Source organism: Mycolicibacterium arcueilense (genome assembly GCF_058536225.1).
On the sequence record NZ_JBZTYL010000010.1, the window covers coordinates 141255 to 158168 of the forward strand.

At 66.7% G+C, this 16914-nt stretch carries 22 protein-coding genes; 11 read left to right on the top strand and 11 right to left on the bottom strand.

Features of this window, described 5'->3' with window-relative positions:
- Positions 1-2: 2 nt before the first annotated feature.
- The 6 genes from AC4LGL_RS15845 to AC4LGL_RS15870 form a co-directional block, all read right to left on the bottom strand.
- Positions 3-1289, bottom strand: coding sequence for a hypothetical protein (locus AC4LGL_RS15845; RefSeq protein ID WP_491839586.1), 1287 nt, complete (start codon positions 1287-1289; stop codon positions 3-5).
- The gene (locus AC4LGL_RS15850) at positions 1286-1696 is read right to left on the bottom strand and encodes a hypothetical protein (protein ID WP_491839587.1); all 411 of its coding nucleotides are present in this window, start codon (positions 1694-1696) and stop codon (positions 1286-1288) included. Before AC4LGL_RS15850 ends, AC4LGL_RS15845 begins: the two co-directional genes overlap by 4 nt.
- Positions 1697-1722: 26 nt before the next feature.
- The gene (locus AC4LGL_RS15855; RefSeq protein WP_491839588.1) at positions 1723-1908 is read right to left on the bottom strand and encodes a hypothetical protein; all 186 of its coding nucleotides are present in this window, start codon (positions 1906-1908) and stop codon (positions 1723-1725) included.
- On the bottom strand, positions 1905-3737 hold the full coding sequence (locus AC4LGL_RS15860) for a hypothetical protein (RefSeq protein ID WP_491839589.1): 1833 nt from the start codon (positions 3735-3737) through the stop codon (positions 1905-1907). Before AC4LGL_RS15860 ends, AC4LGL_RS15855 begins: the two co-directional genes overlap by 4 nt.
- 87 nt (positions 3738-3824) lie before the next feature.
- Entirely contained in the window at positions 3825-4619 is a 795-nt protein-coding gene (locus AC4LGL_RS15865; protein ID WP_491839590.1) for a DUF427 domain-containing protein, read from the bottom strand.
- 36 nt (positions 4620-4655) lie between these two features.
- Positions 4656-4946 (bottom strand): hypothetical protein, encoded by a 291-nt coding sequence (locus AC4LGL_RS15870; RefSeq protein WP_491839591.1) that lies wholly within the window; start codon positions 4944-4946, stop codon positions 4656-4658.
- Positions 4947-5061: 115 nt separating this feature from the next.
- On the opposite strand from AC4LGL_RS15870, the gene AC4LGL_RS15875 reads away from it, so the two are divergent.
- From AC4LGL_RS15875 to mmpH, 5 genes are all read left to right on the top strand, one after another.
- Positions 5062-5619, top strand: coding sequence for a hypothetical protein (locus AC4LGL_RS15875; protein WP_491839707.1), 558 nt, complete (start codon positions 5062-5064; stop codon positions 5617-5619).
- Positions 5594-6049: a PPOX class F420-dependent oxidoreductase gene (locus AC4LGL_RS15880; RefSeq protein WP_491839592.1), complete on the top strand. Its 456-nt coding sequence runs from the start codon at positions 5594-5596 to the stop codon at positions 6047-6049. Before AC4LGL_RS15875 ends, AC4LGL_RS15880 begins: the two co-directional genes overlap by 26 nt.
- A 130-nt stretch (positions 6050-6179) precedes the next feature.
- Positions 6180-7424 (top strand): MMP alpha-(1->4)-mannosyltransferase, encoded by a 1245-nt coding sequence (manT, locus tag AC4LGL_RS15885; protein ID WP_491839593.1) that lies wholly within the window; start codon positions 6180-6182, stop codon positions 7422-7424.
- Entirely contained in the window at positions 7418-8140 is a 723-nt protein-coding gene (locus AC4LGL_RS15890; RefSeq protein WP_463791782.1) for a class I SAM-dependent methyltransferase, read from the top strand. Before manT ends, AC4LGL_RS15890 begins: the two co-directional genes overlap by 7 nt.
- A gap of 9 nt (positions 8141-8149) precedes the next feature.
- Positions 8150-9229, top strand: coding sequence for an MMP endo-(1,4)-3-O-methyl-alpha-D-mannosidase (gene mmpH, locus AC4LGL_RS15895; RefSeq protein WP_491839594.1), 1080 nt, complete (start codon positions 8150-8152; stop codon positions 9227-9229).
- Here the strand turns inward: mmpH and AC4LGL_RS15900 are convergent.
- Complete coding sequence (locus tag AC4LGL_RS15900) at positions 9226-9897, bottom strand: class I SAM-dependent methyltransferase (protein WP_491839595.1); 672 nt, start codon at positions 9895-9897, stop codon at positions 9226-9228. The two genes, mmpH and AC4LGL_RS15900, sit on opposite strands and share 4 nt — an antisense overlap.
- A 54-nt stretch (positions 9898-9951) precedes the next feature.
- Between AC4LGL_RS15900 and AC4LGL_RS15905 the strand changes: the two genes are divergently transcribed.
- Positions 9952-10521, top strand: coding sequence for a TetR/AcrR family transcriptional regulator (locus AC4LGL_RS15905; protein ID WP_491839596.1), 570 nt, complete (start codon positions 9952-9954; stop codon positions 10519-10521).
- Here AC4LGL_RS15905 and AC4LGL_RS15910 read toward each other — a convergent pair.
- Positions 10498-11082: a TetR/AcrR family transcriptional regulator gene (locus AC4LGL_RS15910; RefSeq protein ID WP_491839597.1), complete on the bottom strand. Its 585-nt coding sequence runs from the start codon at positions 11080-11082 to the stop codon at positions 10498-10500. The genes AC4LGL_RS15905 and AC4LGL_RS15910 overlap by 24 nt on opposite strands.
- Before the next feature lie 94 nt (positions 11083-11176).
- On the opposite strand from AC4LGL_RS15910, the gene AC4LGL_RS15915 reads away from it, so the two are divergent.
- Positions 11177-12538: a cytochrome P450 gene (locus AC4LGL_RS15915; RefSeq protein ID WP_491839598.1), complete on the top strand. Its 1362-nt coding sequence runs from the start codon at positions 11177-11179 to the stop codon at positions 12536-12538.
- A 4-nt stretch (positions 12539-12542) separates the two neighbouring features.
- Here the strand turns inward: AC4LGL_RS15915 and msrA are convergent, their stop codons facing one another.
- Positions 12543-13055 (bottom strand): peptide-methionine (S)-S-oxide reductase MsrA, encoded by a 513-nt coding sequence (gene msrA / locus AC4LGL_RS15920; RefSeq protein ID WP_491839599.1) that lies wholly within the window; start codon positions 13053-13055, stop codon positions 12543-12545.
- A 35-nt stretch (positions 13056-13090) separates the two neighbouring features.
- Here msrA and AC4LGL_RS15925 point away from each other — a divergent pair, with 35 nt between their 5' ends.
- The 4 genes from AC4LGL_RS15925 (at position 13091) to AC4LGL_RS15940 (ending at position 15953) form a co-directional block, all read left to right on the top strand.
- On the top strand, positions 13091-13495 hold the full coding sequence (locus AC4LGL_RS15925; RefSeq protein WP_491839600.1) for a hypothetical protein: 405 nt from the start codon (positions 13091-13093) through the stop codon (positions 13493-13495).
- 42 nt (positions 13496-13537) lie between these two features.
- Positions 13538-14044 (top strand): nuclear transport factor 2-like protein, encoded by a 507-nt coding sequence (locus AC4LGL_RS15930; RefSeq protein WP_491839601.1) that lies wholly within the window; start codon positions 13538-13540, stop codon positions 14042-14044.
- Positions 14041-15072, top strand: a complete 1032-nt coding sequence (locus AC4LGL_RS15935; RefSeq protein ID WP_491839602.1) for an NAD-dependent epimerase/dehydratase family protein — start codon at positions 14041-14043, stop codon at positions 15070-15072. The genes AC4LGL_RS15930 and AC4LGL_RS15935 overlap by 4 nt, the downstream gene beginning before the upstream one ends.
- A gap of 62 nt (positions 15073-15134) precedes the next feature.
- Complete coding sequence (locus tag AC4LGL_RS15940) at positions 15135-15953, top strand: class I SAM-dependent methyltransferase (RefSeq protein ID WP_491839603.1); 819 nt, start codon at positions 15135-15137, stop codon at positions 15951-15953.
- A 62-nt stretch (positions 15954-16015) separates the two neighbouring features.
- Here the strand turns inward: AC4LGL_RS15940 and AC4LGL_RS15945 are convergent, their stop codons facing one another.
- Entirely contained in the window at positions 16016-16234 is a 219-nt protein-coding gene (locus tag AC4LGL_RS15945; RefSeq protein ID WP_055118792.1) for a hypothetical protein, read from the bottom strand.
- Between the two features lie 109 nt (positions 16235-16343).
- Complete coding sequence (locus AC4LGL_RS15950; RefSeq protein ID WP_491839604.1) at positions 16344-16910, bottom strand: DUF4262 domain-containing protein; 567 nt, start codon at positions 16908-16910, stop codon at positions 16344-16346.
- Positions 16911-16914: the final 4 nt, after the last annotated feature.

Sequence of the window (16914 nt, forward strand, 5' to 3'; positions counted from 1 at the left end):
CGCTACCCGCCGAACAGCAGATAAAGACCGGTGAAGGTGTAGCCGACCATCACCAGCATCGTCGCGAGTTGGCCGGTCAGCTGATGCTGTTTCGGCAGCAGGCGTAGGGCCCGGTCATGCGCCGCGATCACCCCGGCCACGTGTCCGGCGAGCACGAACCCGACCTTGAGGGTGGCCAACAGCGTCGGATGACCGGACAGGAAGTAGCTGACCTGCACGTCGTGGAGCCCGAAGAGCAGGATCACCGTCTGCTGGCCCCGCTCGACCAGGTAGGACAGGTAGTGCGCGAACACGTAGCCGATGACGATCGGGATCAGCGAGTGCGCCATCAGTCCGGGCAATTGGCGGCGCAGCAGGCGGTCGACCCCGCCGGTGGTGCGGGTGGCCGCCCAGAACGTGACCGCCACCGTGGCGGCGAACACCAGCAGGCCCGCGGTCCGGATCAGGCTGGAGCCCAGTGGCGATCCTGAATGCGCGTCGACGAAGTTGCGCCACTGCGGCATCGCCGAGAAGCTGTCGAACGCGGTGGATCCCAGGAGCACCGCCAGCACGGCGACCAGTCCCGGCCGCACCGTCAGCGACGGCAGGTGATCGAACGGGTTGCCCAGCACGAACCGGCCGTCGTGGCGGCGCACCGGCGAAAGCTTCGACGCCACCGTGCTGTACACCTCGAACGGGTCGGCGCTCTCCAGCCAGCGCGGACCGCAGCACAATGCTCCGGCGAGTGTCACCGCCAGGTAGACCAACAGCCAGTTGCGAATCGCCACAACCGATCCCGGGTCCGGGCTGGCCAACTCCAGCCATACGAAGGCGAACAACCCCGCGGCGGCCGGCCAGTAGCCGAGCCGCTCGGGGTAGTGCCACCGCGACGCGACGGGCACGAAGCGGTACAGGGTCCGGACCGGAGAGATGAGCCGCCACACCGGGCCCAACAGCACCGAGGTCGCGACCAGCCCGACCCACAGCAGGACATAGAAGACACCCGGCAGGGGGTTGGCGCCCGCCGCCCGGGCGAAGCCGGTGTAGGCCACCCACCCGGCGAGGGTGAGCGCGAGCAGGCCCACCACCCAGCGCGTCACGGCGGCGTCCACGGCCGTCGTCACCCAGGACGGAAGGGGCAGGCCCGGCTTGTCCGGATCGAATCGGGGCCGACGCCAGGCCAGTGCCACCACCGCGAAGGTGAACGTCAGCGTCCACGCCGCGCCGATCAGCGCATAGGTGTACGGGATCGGGAGATCGGTCGAACCGCCCAGACCATGGGCCAGTACCGCGGTCGACCCGGCCGTCACTGCTGTACTTGCACGCTGGCGATCGTCCGGTTCAGCTGGTGCAGTTCGATGTCGACCGTGCCGGGCACATCGACGGCGAACTGGAACTGCTGACCGTTGCGAGCCTCGATCTTGAAGCTGTGCTCGGGGTTGGAGTGCACGTGCAGCTCATCGGTGGCGTCGCTGTTGACCCGCACCACGATCGGCTCGCCGACCTTGCCCTGCACCCGCTCGTTGGTCGGGGTGACCTCCCCGCCCTTGATGGTGACGTCGATCAGCAGCCGGGCGGGTGCCTGCTGCTCATTGGTCATGTCTGACGGGTTCACCGTGGTCACCGAGGGGGTGGCCGAACCGGCTGAGCCGTCGGTCTTCTCGGACCCGCCGGAGCCGCCGCAACCGGCCGTCACCAGGGCGAGGGCGGACGCCATTACGATGACACTGCTTTTGAGGTTGATCACGGTGAACCATCTTCGCCTGAGGAGTCCATACCTTCATCTTGAACGTCGTCTTGGTTCGCGTCGCTGTCATCTCCGCGGCGCCTGTCCCGCATGGCCACGTACACCACGACGCCCACCACGACCACGGCCGGAGCGAACGCCGGCAATGCGAGCAGCAGCGTGTGGTCGGCCTGATACGTCATGTGCGCCCGGCGGGTTCACGGCCTGCGGCCAGCTCCCTGGCGTTGATCCGGCCCGCACCCCAGGTCAGCCCGGCGATCAGGATCAGGGTGCACACTAGGACGACCAGCGAAGCCGCGTTGTACAACCAGGACGGATGATCGAGATTGCGTTCGCGCTGCAGAATCTCGATCTCCTGCACGAACTCCCGGTTGCTGGAGGTGAGTGCCGGGGTTTCGGTGGCACCGATGCCCGGATCGGCGGGCAGGAAGATCGGCACACCGGCCATCGTGGTGCCGTCCTGCACGCGTAACAGGGTCTTCCAACTTCCGGAAACGGGGATGGGCTGCGTCGAGCGGTAGTGCCCCGGGCCCACCTTCTCCAACCGGTCGATGATCAGGCCGCGATGGTTGGCCAGGCCGCCCTGCCACGCCAGGATCGACACCCACTCCGGGTTGTCGCCGATCAGGCCGGCCGGGGTGATCTGGACATCGGCCGAGGCCATCCGGTGCCCATTGTCAGCCGGGAGGTCCGTCAAAGCGATGGTGGCAGTGGCATTTTGCGGAACTTCGGTGCGTAACCCGTTGGCCACCGCGCCGCCGATCACCAGGACGGTGAGCACCACGATGGAGATTCCCACCGCGGGCCGGGGTAACGGCTGCCCGGTGAGGACCAGGGCCAGCAGCGCGCCGCACAGACCCATCGCGACGGCGACCGGGATCGCCATGGCCAGCGCCTCGCCCCACATGCTGGTGGGCCACGGGTAGTGGTAGACCGCGCCGATCCACAACGATTCCAGCCAGAGTCCGACGGTGGCCACACCGAGACCGGCCACCGCGCCGAACAGGATGGGGCGCTTCACAAGTGGGGTCAGCGCGATGAGTTCGACCACCAGTGCCGGGCCCAGGTAGAGCGCGAACCAACTGATCGGCGCTCCCAGGACCGGGCCGACGATGAAGGCCACGGCTCCGCGCAACGCGATCGCGAATGCGGCGGCGATCAGCGCGGCGCCCGGGCCGAGAACCAGGCGTGCCGCGACCGCGGCAAAGGCCGCCGCGGCCGCGATCATCATCGGCTGCAGCACCAGGCGGAACTGCTCGACACCGAAGTCGTATTCGATCTGGAAGACCGAGAGTCCGATGAACAGGCCGCCGAAGGACAGGAAATAGAGGAACTTGTTGAACTTGCTGTCCTCGGCCATGCCGTCGGGCCCCATTGCCACCCGGCCCTCGTGTTCGAGTAACAGCACGGCTATCAGAGACAACCCGGCTCCACCGATGAGCATCAAATGGGTTGGGCCCCAAAGGGTGACGTCCTGCCCGAAGATCCGGTGCCAGATGTCGTCGAGCGGGAAACCGATGAGCGCGTACAGCCCGCACAGCGCCATCAGCACACCGCCGACCGGGGCGTACCAGGTACGGGTGATCCGGATGGCGGCCGGGCCGGGCTTGTCATACGGCAAGACGATGGCCATCGACCCGGCGATGAACAGCAGGAACAGGCCGATCAGGATGAAATAGTGCGCGGGATTGGCCAGCGGACCGGCATCGCGGCCCTTGCCGATATGGAGGCTGACGTCCCAGATGAAACCGAACAGCGCGCAGATGATGGTCGCAGTGAACAGGAACACCTGCAGCGCCACCCACGGCGGCCGGTGGAACTTGCGGCCCAGCCATTCGGCGAAATTATTGAGCCAGGTGATACGCCGGTTGCGGTGCAGGTAGCCGATCCACAGCAGCGCGACGGTGACGATCAGGGCGACCACCGACATCCCGATCACCTGGTCGAGTGCGGCACCACCGCCTTCTGTGCCGGCGGCCGCGGTGAGCGTGACGTCCGATGGGCCCATCATGACCTCCGGTCAGCTGACATTGGTGTCGGTGTCAGATGTTGCCAGAACCGGGCGGCCGCAAACAGACGTTCCGTCAGTCCTGCGCCGTCAGCTCCACGCGGTGACAGGGCGATCCATCCGTTCACCGTCGACGAATACGTCGACCCGCTCGTCGAAGAAGCAGATGTGGTCGCGGACCGGCACCGCCTCGATCAGCGGTTCGTGATAGGCCCAGGCCAGATCGGCAGGTCCGCCGGGCAGTGAAAAGTAGGTGGCCCGGCCTTTGTACGCGCAGTAGGTGACGGTGTCGCTGACGTCGAGAACGGCCGTCACGTCTTCGCGGGGAAGGTAGTGGCGGGTCGGCAGTCCGGTCTCGAATAGCAGCATGGGACTGCAGGATTCGGCCAGCACCTTCCCGTCGAGTTCGATGCGGATCCGTCGGCGGCTGCGCCGGACGTCTATCCGGTGGAACGGGTCGTGCGGGTGCGCGACGATCGGCTCATCCTCTTCACGCCATTCGAACGTCGCGAAATCCAGGATCACGTACTCGGTCAGCTCCGGGTCGTCCGGCTGGAACGCCGCGGCGGCACCGGTTTCTTCACCGGCGATGACGTCGAACGCCGTGCCCGGACAGGTGTGCGCCGTGAACGGCACCGACGGATCGAGGAAGCCGGGGATCTCGTCGTCCCCGACATCCCCGCCGGCCGGAACAAGTTGCGCCGTCAATGCCGAGCGCGGCACCGCATACGTCGGGACCACCCGGCGTGGCTCCCAGACCAGGACGGCCTCGCTGGTGTCGGCCACCGGCTCACCGCCGAGACAGATCCGAATTCTCTTGGGCGTGGGCTGATATCGCAGAGCGCCCAACTCGCTGCCGAGCAGGTCCGCCACGTTCACTGCCATCGCATCATTATCGACGCCGACGGCGGCCGCTGTCTGCTACTTGACGTCGACGTAAACCGTGCGCTGCGTGACCGCGCTGAGAGTGTCGGTGCGGCTGAAGTTGGGGCCCGGCCGCACGGCCACGACGGATGCCTGATCCAGTGGGGACGAGCCCACGCGGTTGACGATCACCGTGTAACCCTGCGACTGCAGCTCTTTGATGGTCTGCTGGGCATTGCTGGGGCCGTTGGGCGCGGCCGAGGCCACCCCCGCCGAACCGATGATCGCGGCCACCGCAACGCCCAGCGCCGCGGCGATGATCCGAGAGTTTCCGATGGTGTTTCGCACCTGGAGTGTCCTGACTTCCGATAGTCGCTTACGCTGCCATGTACCGGTAAGAACCGGCAGTTCAGACGCTTTAATTCCGATGGCAGAAATTGATCGCTCCGATGACCGGATCTGTGTGAAGCCAGGCAAACTGGCGGCCTTGCGGCTACGGCAGCGCGACGGGGTCACGTGTGGCCCGACCGTGGCGGTGGTGGCCGGTGCCCTGCTGGATCACACGTATCGTGCGGAGTTGCTGAGCCCCGAGGGGCACACCTGGTTCGCCGCGGAGCAGGGGCGAATTCACGCCGCTGTCAACCGGATCTGGCCGCGACAGCTCGGGACCACACCCGCGGGCATGGCCCGCGCATTGACCGATCACAGTGCGAAACGTGGAGTGGCATACCGGTGGCGGCGGTTTTGGGGTACCCGTGACTCGTTGTCGGATGTGCGACGCGCGGTCGCGGAGGGTTGGCCGGTGGCGATGCTGATCGGCGAGCGCGGCATCCCACGGCACTGGGTGTTGTTCGTCGGCGAGGGCCGCGAGGTTCTGGAGTGCTACGAACCCTCGTCGGGCCTGGTGTTGCCGGTCGATGTCGCGGATATGCGGGGCGCCAGGCTGACCGGGCTGGGTTTCCCACGGCCCTTCGCCTTTGTCCTACCGTCGAACCATGACCAGAAAGTACGCGACCGCTGACACCGTAGGGATCGACGAACTCCTGGACTTCGTGCGCGCCAGGCACCACATGGTGCTGACCACGTTCCGGGCCGACGGCTCGCTACAGACGTCACCGGTGACCGGTGGGGTAGATGAGCAGGGACGCATCGTGATCGCGAGCTATCCGCAGCGGGCGAAGGCAGCCAACCTCCGGCGTACGCCCCGGGCCAGCGTGACGGTGCTGTCCGATGAGTTCAACGGTCCGTACGTGCAAGTCGACGGTGACGCCGAGGTGATCGGACTGCCCGACGCGGTCGAACCGCTGGTCGACTATTTCCGGGCGGTGGCGGGTGAGCACCCGGACTGGGATGAGTACCGGCAGGCGATGGTGGAGCAGGGAAAGTGCCTGATCCGGGTCACCCCGGTGCGCTGGGGCCCGGTTGCCACGGGCGGCTTTCCTCCCGGCTGACCGCGGGCCGACGCGTTGCGTTGGCTAGCAGGTCAAACTATAGTCTGGACACATGTCCAGAGGGTTCGGAGTTGACGCGTGAGCGTGTATTCCCAGCTCAGCACGATTTCGGCCGTCGGGTGATCTGATTATGCGTATCGCGTTGCTGTCCTATCGGAGCAAGACTCACTGCGGTGGCCAGGGCGTCTACGTGCGCTATCTGAGCCGCGGGCTCGCCGAACTCGGCCACGAGGTCGAGGTCTTCTCCGGCCAGCCCTATCCCGAGGGCCTGGATCCCCGGGTCAAGCTCACCAAGGTCCCCAGCCTCGATCTCTACCGCGAGCCGGACCCGTTCCGGGTGCCCCGGCCCAGCGAGATCCGCGACGGTATCGACGCCCTGGAACTGGCCACCATGTGGAGTGCCGGGTTCCCTGAGCCGCGGACCTTCACCATGCGGGTCGCCAGGATTCTGGCCGAGCGCCGCGACGAGTTCGACGTCGTCCACGACAACCAGAGCCTGGGCTCGGCGCTGCTGAAGATCGCCGCCAGTGGCCTACCCGTCGTGGCCACGGTGCATCACCCGATCACGCGTGACCGGGTCGTCGAGATCGCCGCGGCCAAGTGGTGGCGCAAGCCGCTGGTGCGGCGCTGGTACGGGTTCGCCGAGATGCAGAAGAAGGTCGCCCGCAAGATCCCCGAGCTACTCACCGTGTCGTCGTCCTCGGCCGCTGATATCGCCGAGGACTTCGGCGTGACTCCGGATCAGCTGCACATCGTGCCGCTGGGTGTGGACACCGAGCTGTTCAAACCTGCCGAGCACCGGGTGAGCGGCCGGATCATCGCGATCGCCAGCGCCGACGTTCCGCTCAAGGGTGTCAGCCATCTGCTCCACGCGGTGGCCCGGCTGCGGGTGGCCCGCGATCTCGACGTGCAGTTGGTGTCCAAGCTCGAACCGAACGGGCCGACCGAGAAACTCATTGCCGAGCTCGGTATTTCCGACATCGTGCACAGCTCGAGTGGGCTGAGCGATGAGGAACTCGCCGCGCTGCTCGCCTCCGCCGAAGTGGCCTGCATCCCGTCGCTCTACGAGGGCTTTTCGCTGCCCGCCGTGGAGGCCATGGCCAGCGGCACCCCGATCGTCGCCAGCCGCGCGGGGGCACTGCCCGAGGTGGTCGGTGACGACGGTGCCTGCGCCCGGTTGGTGCGCCCGGCCGACGTCGACGAGCTGACCGCCGTCCTGGGTGAACTGCTCGACTCGCCGTCGGAACGGCGCAGACTCGGCGCTGCCGGGCGCCAGCGCGCGCTCGACGTCTTCAGTTGGGAATCGGTTGCCGCACAGACGGTATCGGTGTACGAGATGGCCCGTGCGCGGGCAGGGAAGGAAGCGCGATGCTGACCGTCGATTTCGATCGTCTCGGTGTCGGACCGGGCACCACGGTGATCGACGTCGGCTGCGGCGCGGGCCGGCACACGTTCGAGGCGTACCGGCGCGGAGCGTCGGTGATCGGCTTTGACCAGAGCGCGTCCGACCTCAACGACGTCGACACGATGCTGCAGGCCATGCGGGCAGAGGGCGAGGTTCCGCTGTCGGCCAAGGGTGAGGCCGTCAAGGGTGACGCGCTCGACCTGCCGTACACCGACGCCAGCTTCGATTGCGTCATCGCCTCGGAGATCCTGGAGCACGTCCCGCAGGACGAGCAGGCCATCGCCGAACTGGTACGTGTCCTCAAACCCGGTGGCTCCCTGGCCATCACCGTGCCGCGCTGGCTCCCGGAGAAGGTGTGCTGGCTGCTGTCGGACGAATATCACGCCAACGAGGGCGGACACATCCGCATCTACAAGGCCGACGAGCTGCGCGACAAGGTCCTGGCCCATGGGCTCAAACTCACCCATACGCACCACGAGCACGCGCTGCACGCGCCGTACTGGTGGCTGAAATGTCTTGTCGGCACCGAGAAGAACGACCACTTCGCAGTCAAGGCCTATCACCAGCTGCTGGTGTGGGACATGATGGGGCGCCCCTGGCTCACCCGCACCGCCGAGTCGCTGCTGAACCCGGTGATCGGCAAGAGCGTGGCACTCTATTTCCGCAAGCCGGAATACAACGGGTAGGCCGCCGCGGTGCTTTTGCCTGAGATCCCCGGTGTGCCCGGAGTTTTGACACCAGACGACTGTGTGCAGACGGCACGGTCGATCGCCGCGACCCAGGAGTCCTCAGGGGCCCTGCCGTGGTTCGACGGCGGCCACACCGACCCGTGGGACCACGTCGAGAACGCCATGGCGCTGACCGTGGCCGGCCTGATCGAACCGGCCCGGGCGGCGTTCGACTGGTGCCGCACCGTGCAGCGTGCGGACGGTTCCTGGCCGATCCAGCTGCGCAACGGCGTCATCGAGGACGCCAACAGCGACAGCAACTTCTGTGCCTACGTCGCCACCGGCGTCTGGCACCACGTGCTGATCACCGCGGACCGGTCCTTCGCCGAGCTGATGTGGCCGGTGGTGACCCGGGCGCTCGACTTCGTCCTCGGCCTGCAGGCCTCCGGCGGCGAGATCTACTGGGCTGCAAGCCCCGCGGGTCCGGTCGAGGAGGCGCTGCTGACCGGCTGCGCCAGTGTGTACCACAGCATCCGGTGCGGGCTGGCGCTCGCCGATTACCTCGACGATCCCCAGCCGGAGTGGGAGGTCGCCGTCGGACGTCTCGGCCACGCCATCGCTGCGCATCCAGAGGCGTTCTCCGCCAAGGACACCCACGCGATGGAGTGGTACTACCCGGTGCTCGGCGGGGCCCTGCACGGAACTGCGGCCCACGCCCGGATCGCCGATCGGTGGGACGACTTCGTGGTGCCGGGGCTGGGCATCCGGTGCGTCGATCACCGGCCCTGGGTGACCGGCGCGGAGACGTGTGAGCTGGTGATGGCGCTGGATGCGATCGGTGACACCCGCAGGGCGCACGAGCAGTTCGCGGCCATGCAGCACCTGCGCGAGGACGACGGATCCTATTGGACCGGACTGGTTTTCGCCGACGGCAAACGCTGGCCCGAGGAGCGCACCACCTGGACCGGCGCGGCCATGATCCTGGCCGCCGACGCGCTGTCGCAGACCACCGCGGCCAGCGGCATCTTCCGGGGCGTCGGGCTACCGCGCGGCCTGGAGGGCGAGTACGACTGTGAGTGTGTCGGCGGGAAGGCCGGCGACCGCTAGTCCAGCTGTCCCGGCTCGCCCGAGGTCCGCTCCAGGACCCTCATCGAACCCATCGCGGCGACCTCGTCGAAGGCGCCGGTGGCCAGCGCGCGCTGGTAGATGTGGAACGGCGCCTGGCCGCCGTCGTTCGGATCGGGGAACACGTCGTGGATGATCAGCGCGCCGCCGACCTCGACCCAGCGGGCCCAGCCGTCGAAGTCCCGTTGTGCGGCCTCTTCGGTGTGGCCGCCGTCGATGAACAACAGCCTCAACGGCGTTCGCCAGCCCCGTGCCACCACGGGTGAGCGGCCGACCACGGCCACCACATGCTCGTCCAGCCCCGCGGCATCCAGGGTGTGGCGCATCGTGGGCAGCGTGTCGAACAACCCGGTGACCGGGTCGACCATGGTGGTGTCGTGGTACTCCCAGCCCACCTGGTGCTCCTCCGAGCCGTGGTGGTGGTCGACGGTGTAGATGACCGAGCCCGTCTCCTGTGCAGCCGCGCCGAGCATCACCGTCGACTTGCCGCAGTAGGTGCCGATCTCCACCCCGACCCCACCGTCGAGGTAGCGCACCCCGGCGTCGTAGAGGGCACGGCCCTCGTCGGCCGGCATGAAGCCGATGACCTGCTCGGCGAGGGTGAAAAGGCGCTCGGCGCGGGGCGGCAGGGCGGTGTCAGCGGTGCTCATGAATGCCCAACCTACCGTTGCTGGCCTCAGGCGGTTGTAGTAGCGTCCGGACACGTGTCCGAGACGGCTCTGGAGTCGACGCGCCGCCGTCTGAGTGCACGGCAGGCCGATACTGTCGAGCGCCTGGGTAAGGCCGCATTACAGCTGATCACCCGGGATGGATTCGCCGGACTGACCGTGCGCCGGGTGGCTGCCGAGGCCGGCGTCGGAGCAGCGACGGCATACACCTACTTCTCGTCGAAAGAACACCTCGTCGCGGAGGTGTTCTGGCGCAGACTGTCCGCCGCGCCGCCGGCCGCGCACGAATCGGCCGACCCGGCCACGCGGGTGGTCGAGGTGCTGCAGCACATCGCCTCGCTGGTGGCCGACGAACCGGAGTTCGCCGGCGCGGTCACCAACGCGCTGCTCGGCAAGGACCCCGATGTCGATGTGCTGCGGCAGCGTATCGGTGCGGATATCCGGGGCCGCCTGGTCGCGGCCCTCGGACCCGACGTGAACCTGGACGTGATCGAGGCGCTGGAATTGCTCTACACCGGCACGCTGGTGTGGGCGGGCATGGGGTACGAGAACTATTCGGGCGTTGTGCGCCGGCTGGAGAAGTCAGCGCGGTTGGTGCTGAGCTGAATTCGCCGTCATGATCGCCGTCGATGCGGCGACCGCGGGCCCGTAGATCTCCTGGATGTCCCCGCCGTCCTCGACGATCAGCGCGGTCAGTTCGCGAAGCCCGCCCAACAGGATGATGGCCATCGGCTCGGTGAGCCGGGGGAGGCCGGCGCGCTCGAAGCCGGCGCTGCCGCTGAGTTCGATCAGCAGATCGGTCAGTTCGCGTAGGGCTGCGCGTTGCAGCGGTCGAGCTCTGCTGCCCAGCGCCGGCAGCTCACGGATCCAGCTCAACGTGATGGCCGGCGCGGACGCGATGTGGTCGACATAGGCGCCGACGGCCTGGCCGATCTGGTCTTGCCAGGGCGCCTCCGGGTCGACGGCGGCCTGGATGCCGTCGACGAGTGCGGCGTTGTTGGCGCGCAACAGTTCGAGGAAGCCGTCCTCTTTGGTGCCGAACTGGTCGTAGAACGTGCGCTTGGATGTTCGGGCGTGCCGGACGATGTCGGCCACCGTGGTCTCGCGATAGCCCTTGTCGCTGATCGCCGCGGCGAGACCGTCGAGAAGTCGTAGCCGGTAGGTCATCAAGGCCGACCCCCTTGCTTTGCCTGGTACCTGGGAGTACCGTACCTCATAACCGATTGGTACCGAGCGGTACCAGGACCTGGCTGGAGATGGTATGACCGAGCTGGCAGCAGCTGAGAAGACCACCGAGAAGTCCACCGCGACCACCGCAGCGGGGCGAGTGCCGCCCGACGCGCGGGTTCCGAAGCCGTTGCAGGCCATCGGCTTCGCCCTGGCCAGGCGCCGGGTGGTCAAACTGATCGCCCGCCGTCAGGGTGATGTCTTCAGGCTCAAACTCCCCATCTTCGGGCCCACGGTGATCGTCGCCGATGCTCAGTTGGCCAAGCAGCTCTTCACCGCCAACACCGACGACGTCGGCAACATCCAGCCGAACCTGAGCCGCATCCTGGGATCCGGATCGGTGTTCGCCCTGGACGGCACGGATCATCGTCGCCGGCGCAAGCTGCTCACCCCGCCGTTCCACGGCAAGAGCATCAAGAACTACGAGCAGATCTTCGAAGAGGAGACCCTGCGGGACTCGGCGAACTGGCCGGAAGGTCAGGAGTTCGAGACGCTCGAGCCGATGATGCGGATCACCCTCAACGTGATCCTGCGTGCGGTGTTCGGCGCCGATGGCGAACAACTCGACGAGCTGCGCCGGATCATCCCGCCATGGGTCACCCTGGGTTCTCGGCTGGTGGTGGTGCCCACCCCGACCCGCACCTTCGGCCGGTTCAGTCCGTGGGGCCGGTTGGCCAGATACCGCCAGCAGTACGACGCAGTCATCAACCGGCTCATCGACAAGGTCGAGGCCGACCCGGACATCGACCAGCGCGACGACATCCTGGCGCTGTTGTTGCGCAGCACCTACGAGGATGGATCGGCCATGTCCCGCAAGGACATCGGCGACGAGCTGCTGACCCTGCTGGCCGCCGGACACGAGACCACGGCGTCGACCCTGGGCTGGGCCTTCGAGCGGATCAGCCGTCATCCGAAGGTGCTGACCGAGCTGGAGGCCGAGGCGGCCACCGACGGCAATGAATACCGTCAGGCCACCATCCTCGAGGTGCAGCGCAACCGCACCGTCATCGACTTCGCCGGCCGCCATGTCTACGCACCGTCGATCCGACTGGGGGACTGGGAGATTCCGCGGGGACACTCTGTGATCGTGGCGATCTCGCAGATCCAGGAGGCGCAGAAGGAGTTCTCCGACCCGGAGCGGTTCGATCCACAGCGATTCGTCGGCAGCCGGCCCGGGCTGGGCTGGCTACCGTACGGCGGCGGTACCCGACGCTGCGTCGGGGCGGTGTTCGCCAACGTGGAGATGGACGTGGTGCTGCGAACGGTCCTGCGCCACTTCGAGATCGAGACCACCACGGCACCGGGAGAGAAAGTGCACTCTCGCGGCGTGGCCTACACCCCTGCGGCGGGTGGGCGCATGGTCGTGCGTCGCCGCGCCACGCCGCTGGGGGACTGACCCGCTATCCGGTGGTCTGGCGCTTGGGCAGCTTCCAGCCCGCGCGTGGGAAATGGCAGGTGTACCCGTTCGGGTAGTGCATCAGATAGTCCTGGTGCTCGGGCTCGGCCTCCCAGAAATCGACGGCAGGCGTCACCTCGGTGACGACCTTGCCCGGCCACAGTCCGGACGCGTCCACATCGGCGATCGTGTCCAGCGCAACGCGCTTCTGCTCGTCGTCGAGGTAGAAGATCGCCGACCGGTAGCTGGTGCCGACGTCATTGCCCTGCCGGTCCTTGGTGGACGGATCGTGGATCTGGAAGAAGAACTCCAGCAGTGCCCGGTAATCGGTCTGTGCGGGGTCGTACTCGATCTCGACGGCCTCCGCGTGGCCCGGATGATTCCGATACGTCGGGTGATCGTTGCGGCCGCCGGTGTAACCCACCCGGGTGGAGACGACTCCGGGCTGCTTGCGGATGAGGTCCTGCATGCCCCAGAAGCAGCCGCCCGCCAGGATCGCTGTCGAATAATTGCCCATGTGCCCCATTGTGCTCCGTGGTTACCGTGGTGGTCATGCGTGTAGTTGCAACCGCAGGCCTGGCCGGTTTACTCCTGCTGGCCGGCTGCCCCACCGCGATGGCCGATCCCACCCAGGTCGCAGTGCCGGAGGTGCCGCCCGACCCCGCGCGCACCCTGTTCGTCGACAACCCGGCGATCGTCGACCCACACCTGACCCGGATCGAATCGTTCAGCCGTGAGGGGGAACGCCTGCTGGTCAACTTCACCGCAGGGACCCCGGACTGCTTCGGCGTCCACGTGAGCGCACAGGAAACCGCCGATGCTGTCACGATCGACCTTCGCGGCGGGACGCCCCCGGAGTCCGTCGGCCGGATGTGTATCGCCCTGGCGGTGCACGGCACCGCGGAGGTGGCCCTGCAGGCCCCGCTGGGTTCCCGGCAGGTGCTGGCCGCGCAGTGACGGGTCTCGACAAAGGTCGATAGAACGTGTTCTAGTTTTGGGGTGACGAGCAGGTCTTTCAGCCGCGATGAACTCGCCGCTGCCTTTGAAACGTTCGAGCAGACCGTCGACCGGGCCGCGCAGACCAAGAACTGGGATGTGTGGGCCGACCACTACACCGTCGACGTCGACTACATCGAACACGCCGTGGGCACGATGAAGGGCCGTGAACAGGTGCGGCCCTGGATCTGGAAGACCATGACGACGTTCCCGGGTAGCTACATGACCTCGTTCCCGTCGCTGTGGTCGGTGATCGACGAACCCACAGGACGCATCATCTGCGAACTCGACAACCCCATGCGCGATCCCGGTGACGGCACCATCATCACCGCCACCAACATCTCGATCCTGACCTACGCCGGCGACGGCCTGTGGTCACGTCAGGAAGACGTCTACAACCCGCTGCGGTTCGCCTCTGCAGCCCGCAAGTGGTGCCGCAAGGCAGCCGAACTCGGCACCCTCACCGACGAGGCCGAGGCGTGGCTCAAGAAGTTCGGTGGCGGCAAGTGAGCGCCAAGCTGGTCATCGGCGCCAACGGATTCCTGGGCTCTCATGTGCTGCGGCAGTTGGTCGCAAGTGCCGACGAACGCGCCGGAAACAACACAGAGATCCGGGCCATGGTGCGTCCCAATGCCAGCACCATCGGGATCGATGACCTCGACGTCAAGCGGATTCACGGCGACCTCTTCGACACCGAGGTCCTGCGCGAGGCGATGACCGGTTGCGACGTCGTGTACCACTGCGTCGTCGACGCCCGCGGTTGGTTGCGCGACCCGGCGCCGCTGTTCCGCACGAACGTCGAGGGCACTCGTAACGTGCTCGACGTCGCTGCGGAAATCCCCGGTCTGCGCAAGTTCGTCTACACCAGCAGTTACGTCACCGTCGGCCGGCACCGCGGCAAGCGGTCCACCGAGGCCGACGTCGTCGACGTGTCGAAGGTGACGCCGTACGTGCGCTCGCGGGTACAGGCCGAAGATCTGGTGCTGCAATACGCGCGTGAGCGCGGCCTGCCCGCCGTCGCGATGTGCGTGTCCACCACCTATGGCAGCGGTGACTGGGGCCGGACCCCGCACGGCGCGATCATCGCCGGAGCGGCCTTCGGCAAGCTGCCGTTCGTGATGAGCGGGATCGATCTCGAAGCCGTCGGTATCGACGACGCGGCCCAAGCCATGCTGTTGGCCGCCGATCGGGGCACTCCGGGTGAGCGCTATCTGATCTCGGAGAAGATGATCAGCAACGCCGAGGTGGCCAGGCTGGCCGCCGAGGCCGCCGGCGTGGCACCCCCACAGCGATCCATTCCGCTACCCGTGTCGTATGCACTGGCCGCAGCAGGCACCCTCAAGGGCAAGCTGCGCGGTACCGACGAGCGGTTGTCGCTGGAATCTCTGCGGCTCATGCGGGCCGAAGCCGAGCTCGACCACTCCAAGGCCGTGCGTGAACTCGGTTGGCAGCCAAGGCCCGTCGAGGAATCGATCGCCGAGGCGGCAAAGTTCTGGGTGAGCCTGCGGGCGGCCAAACGCGCACAGAAGAGCAGCTGAACACCACGCCGAGAGGTGTTAAGCCACTGGGCGGCAAGCGTATTGCGGCCTAACCTGGCGATATGACCGACAAGCTGAAAGTCGACCTCACCGGGGCGCCGCAGACGATGCTGGCGACGTTCTACGCCAAGGCGCTCGATGCCGGGATGCCCCACCCGATCCTCGGTGACCAGCTGGCCAAGGAGATCGCCGACCGCATCGACTACGACTGGAGCCGCACCTCGATCACCGAGGCGACGTCGCCGTCGGTGACCACCCGCAGTGCCCACTTCGACCACTGGACCCGGCAGTTCCTGGCCGTACATCCCGAAGCCGTGGTGCTGCATCTCGGATGCGGTCTGGACGGCCGGTTTTTCCGAATCCAGCCCGGCCCCGGCGTCGAGTGGTACGACATCGACTACCCCGATGTCGCGCACCTGCGGGAGCAGCTGTATCCGTCAGCCGAGCACTATCACGTCATCGCCGCCTCGGTGACCGACCCGGCCTGGCTGCGGGACGTTCTCACCGACCGGCCGACCCTGATGCTCGGCGAGGGGTTGACGATGTACCTCACCGAGCAGGATGGCGTTGCGCTTCTGCGGCGCATCGTCGACGGATTCCCTTCCGGGGAACTGCAATTCGACGCGTTCAACACCCTGGGCATCAGGGCGCAACTGGTTAATACCGTGGTGCGTCGCTCCGGGGCCAAACTGCACTGGGCCATCGACAGCCCGGAGGACATCCTGCGTGCGGTGCCGGGTACCCGGCTGCTGACCCGGGAGTCGCCGTTCGACGATCCGGTGTTCGCTACCCTGCCCTGGTACTACCGGTTGATGCTGGCCATCATGAAGCCGGTACCGGTGCTGCGGTACATGGCGCAGTATCACCGTTACGCGTTCTGATCTTTCCTTGAAAAGCAAAGAGGGACGGCCCTTTCCGGGCCGCCCCTCTTTGTCTGTCGGTGTCAGCGGCCGCTGTGGCGAACAGTGGTGTCCACCTTGGGCACCATCGGCTTGGGGTGCAGTCGGTCGAGCCAGTCGAGCCGGTCGACACCCGCGGAGATGGTGACGCTGCTGGGGGTTGCGGTGTGAGCGGGCTCAGCGGCCAGGGCCGGTGCGGCCAGGCCCAGTACGGCTGCGCCCAATCCGCTGGCAGCGATGACGGCGAATCCGAACTTCTTCATTTCCCTGCTTCTCTCTGTCTCATGCCGGTTATGCCTGTGTAAACCGAGAGCTCAGGGGATCAATTTCCGTTGGCAGTAATTGATCGACTCATGGCAGAAAGAAGGATGTTCAGGCGGTTTTGCGGGGCCCTCGAGCGCCGAGAACAGGTTGGCGGGGACCGCCCCGATTGAACTCCGAACACCAAGGCGAGTGGCCGTGCTGGTCATACCAGACGATCTGCAGCGCGCGGATATCGCGACCGCACAACTCCACCGCGAACCCGAGATGGGCGGTGGGCTCACTGATTTCGACGAACTCGGCGAACCAGTCATCGGGCAGTGTGATGGTGTCGCCCGGGGCAGGTTCGGTCTGGTCCACCAGGTATTCCGCCACGGTGTTCAGTAGCTTGCATGTCATCAGCGGTGACAGGCCGGTGATCAGCAGCTCGGGGAGGCCGGCCTCGCTGAGCCCGATCGTGTAGCCGAACGGCCTGCGGTCGTGTTCGACGTAATGCACTGCCCAGCCGCGCTTGAAAGTCTTCTCCCGCAGGAGATCGAGATAGTCCTGTCTGGTTGCCTCGGGGTGGTCGCAGATCCAGCACATCAGGTCGCCCTTCTGTTGGTACTTGGCCGTGACGTTCCTCCAGGGGTACGACATATTCGGCAGGGCCCAGTCAATGTCGGTGGGTGGTGGCATGATC

Bases quoted from the DNA above. Each gene is read 5' to 3' on its own strand.
- manT (WP_491839593.1), top strand. From the start codon at position 6,180: ATGCGTATCGCGTTGCTGTCCTATCGGAGCAAGACTCACTGCGGTGGC.
- AC4LGL_RS15950 (WP_491839604.1), bottom strand. From the start codon at position 16,910: ATGCCACCACCCACCGACATTGACTGGGCCCTGCCGAATATGTCGTAC.
- AC4LGL_RS15925 (WP_491839600.1), top strand. From the start codon at position 13,091: ATGCGTGTAGTTGCAACCGCAGGCCTGGCCGGTTTACTCCTGCTGGCC.
- AC4LGL_RS15880 (WP_491839592.1), top strand. From the start codon at position 5,594: ATGACCAGAAAGTACGCGACCGCTGACACCGTAGGGATCGACGAACTC.
- AC4LGL_RS15855 (WP_491839588.1), bottom strand. From the start codon at position 1,908: ATGACGTATCAGGCCGACCACACGCTGCTGCTCGCATTGCCGGCGTTC.
- AC4LGL_RS15900 (WP_491839595.1), bottom strand. From the start codon at position 9,897: ATGAGCACCGCTGACACCGCCCTGCCGCCCCGCGCCGAGCGCCTTTTC.
- AC4LGL_RS15940 (WP_491839603.1), top strand. From the start codon at position 15,135: ATGACCGACAAGCTGAAAGTCGACCTCACCGGGGCGCCGCAGACGATG.
- AC4LGL_RS15890 (WP_463791782.1), top strand. From the start codon at position 7,418: ATGCTGACCGTCGATTTCGATCGTCTCGGTGTCGGACCGGGCACCACG.
- AC4LGL_RS15910 (WP_491839597.1), bottom strand. From the start codon at position 11,082: ATGACCTACCGGCTACGACTTCTCGACGGTCTCGCCGCGGCGATCAGC.
- AC4LGL_RS15850 (WP_491839587.1), bottom strand. From the start codon at position 1,696: ATGGCGTCCGCCCTCGCCCTGGTGACGGCCGGTTGCGGCGGCTCCGGC.
- AC4LGL_RS15945 (WP_055118792.1), bottom strand. From the start codon at position 16,234: ATGAAGAAGTTCGGATTCGCCGTCATCGCTGCCAGCGGATTGGGCGCA.
- AC4LGL_RS15915 (WP_491839598.1), top strand. From the start codon at position 11,177: ATGACCGAGCTGGCAGCAGCTGAGAAGACCACCGAGAAGTCCACCGCG.
- AC4LGL_RS15860 (WP_491839589.1), bottom strand. From the start codon at position 3,737: ATGATGGGCCCATCGGACGTCACGCTCACCGCGGCCGCCGGCACAGAA.
- msrA (WP_491839599.1), bottom strand. From the start codon at position 13,055: ATGGGCAATTATTCGACAGCGATCCTGGCGGGCGGCTGCTTCTGGGGC.
- AC4LGL_RS15865 (WP_491839590.1), bottom strand. From the start codon at position 4,619: ATGGCAGTGAACGTGGCGGACCTGCTCGGCAGCGAGTTGGGCGCTCTG.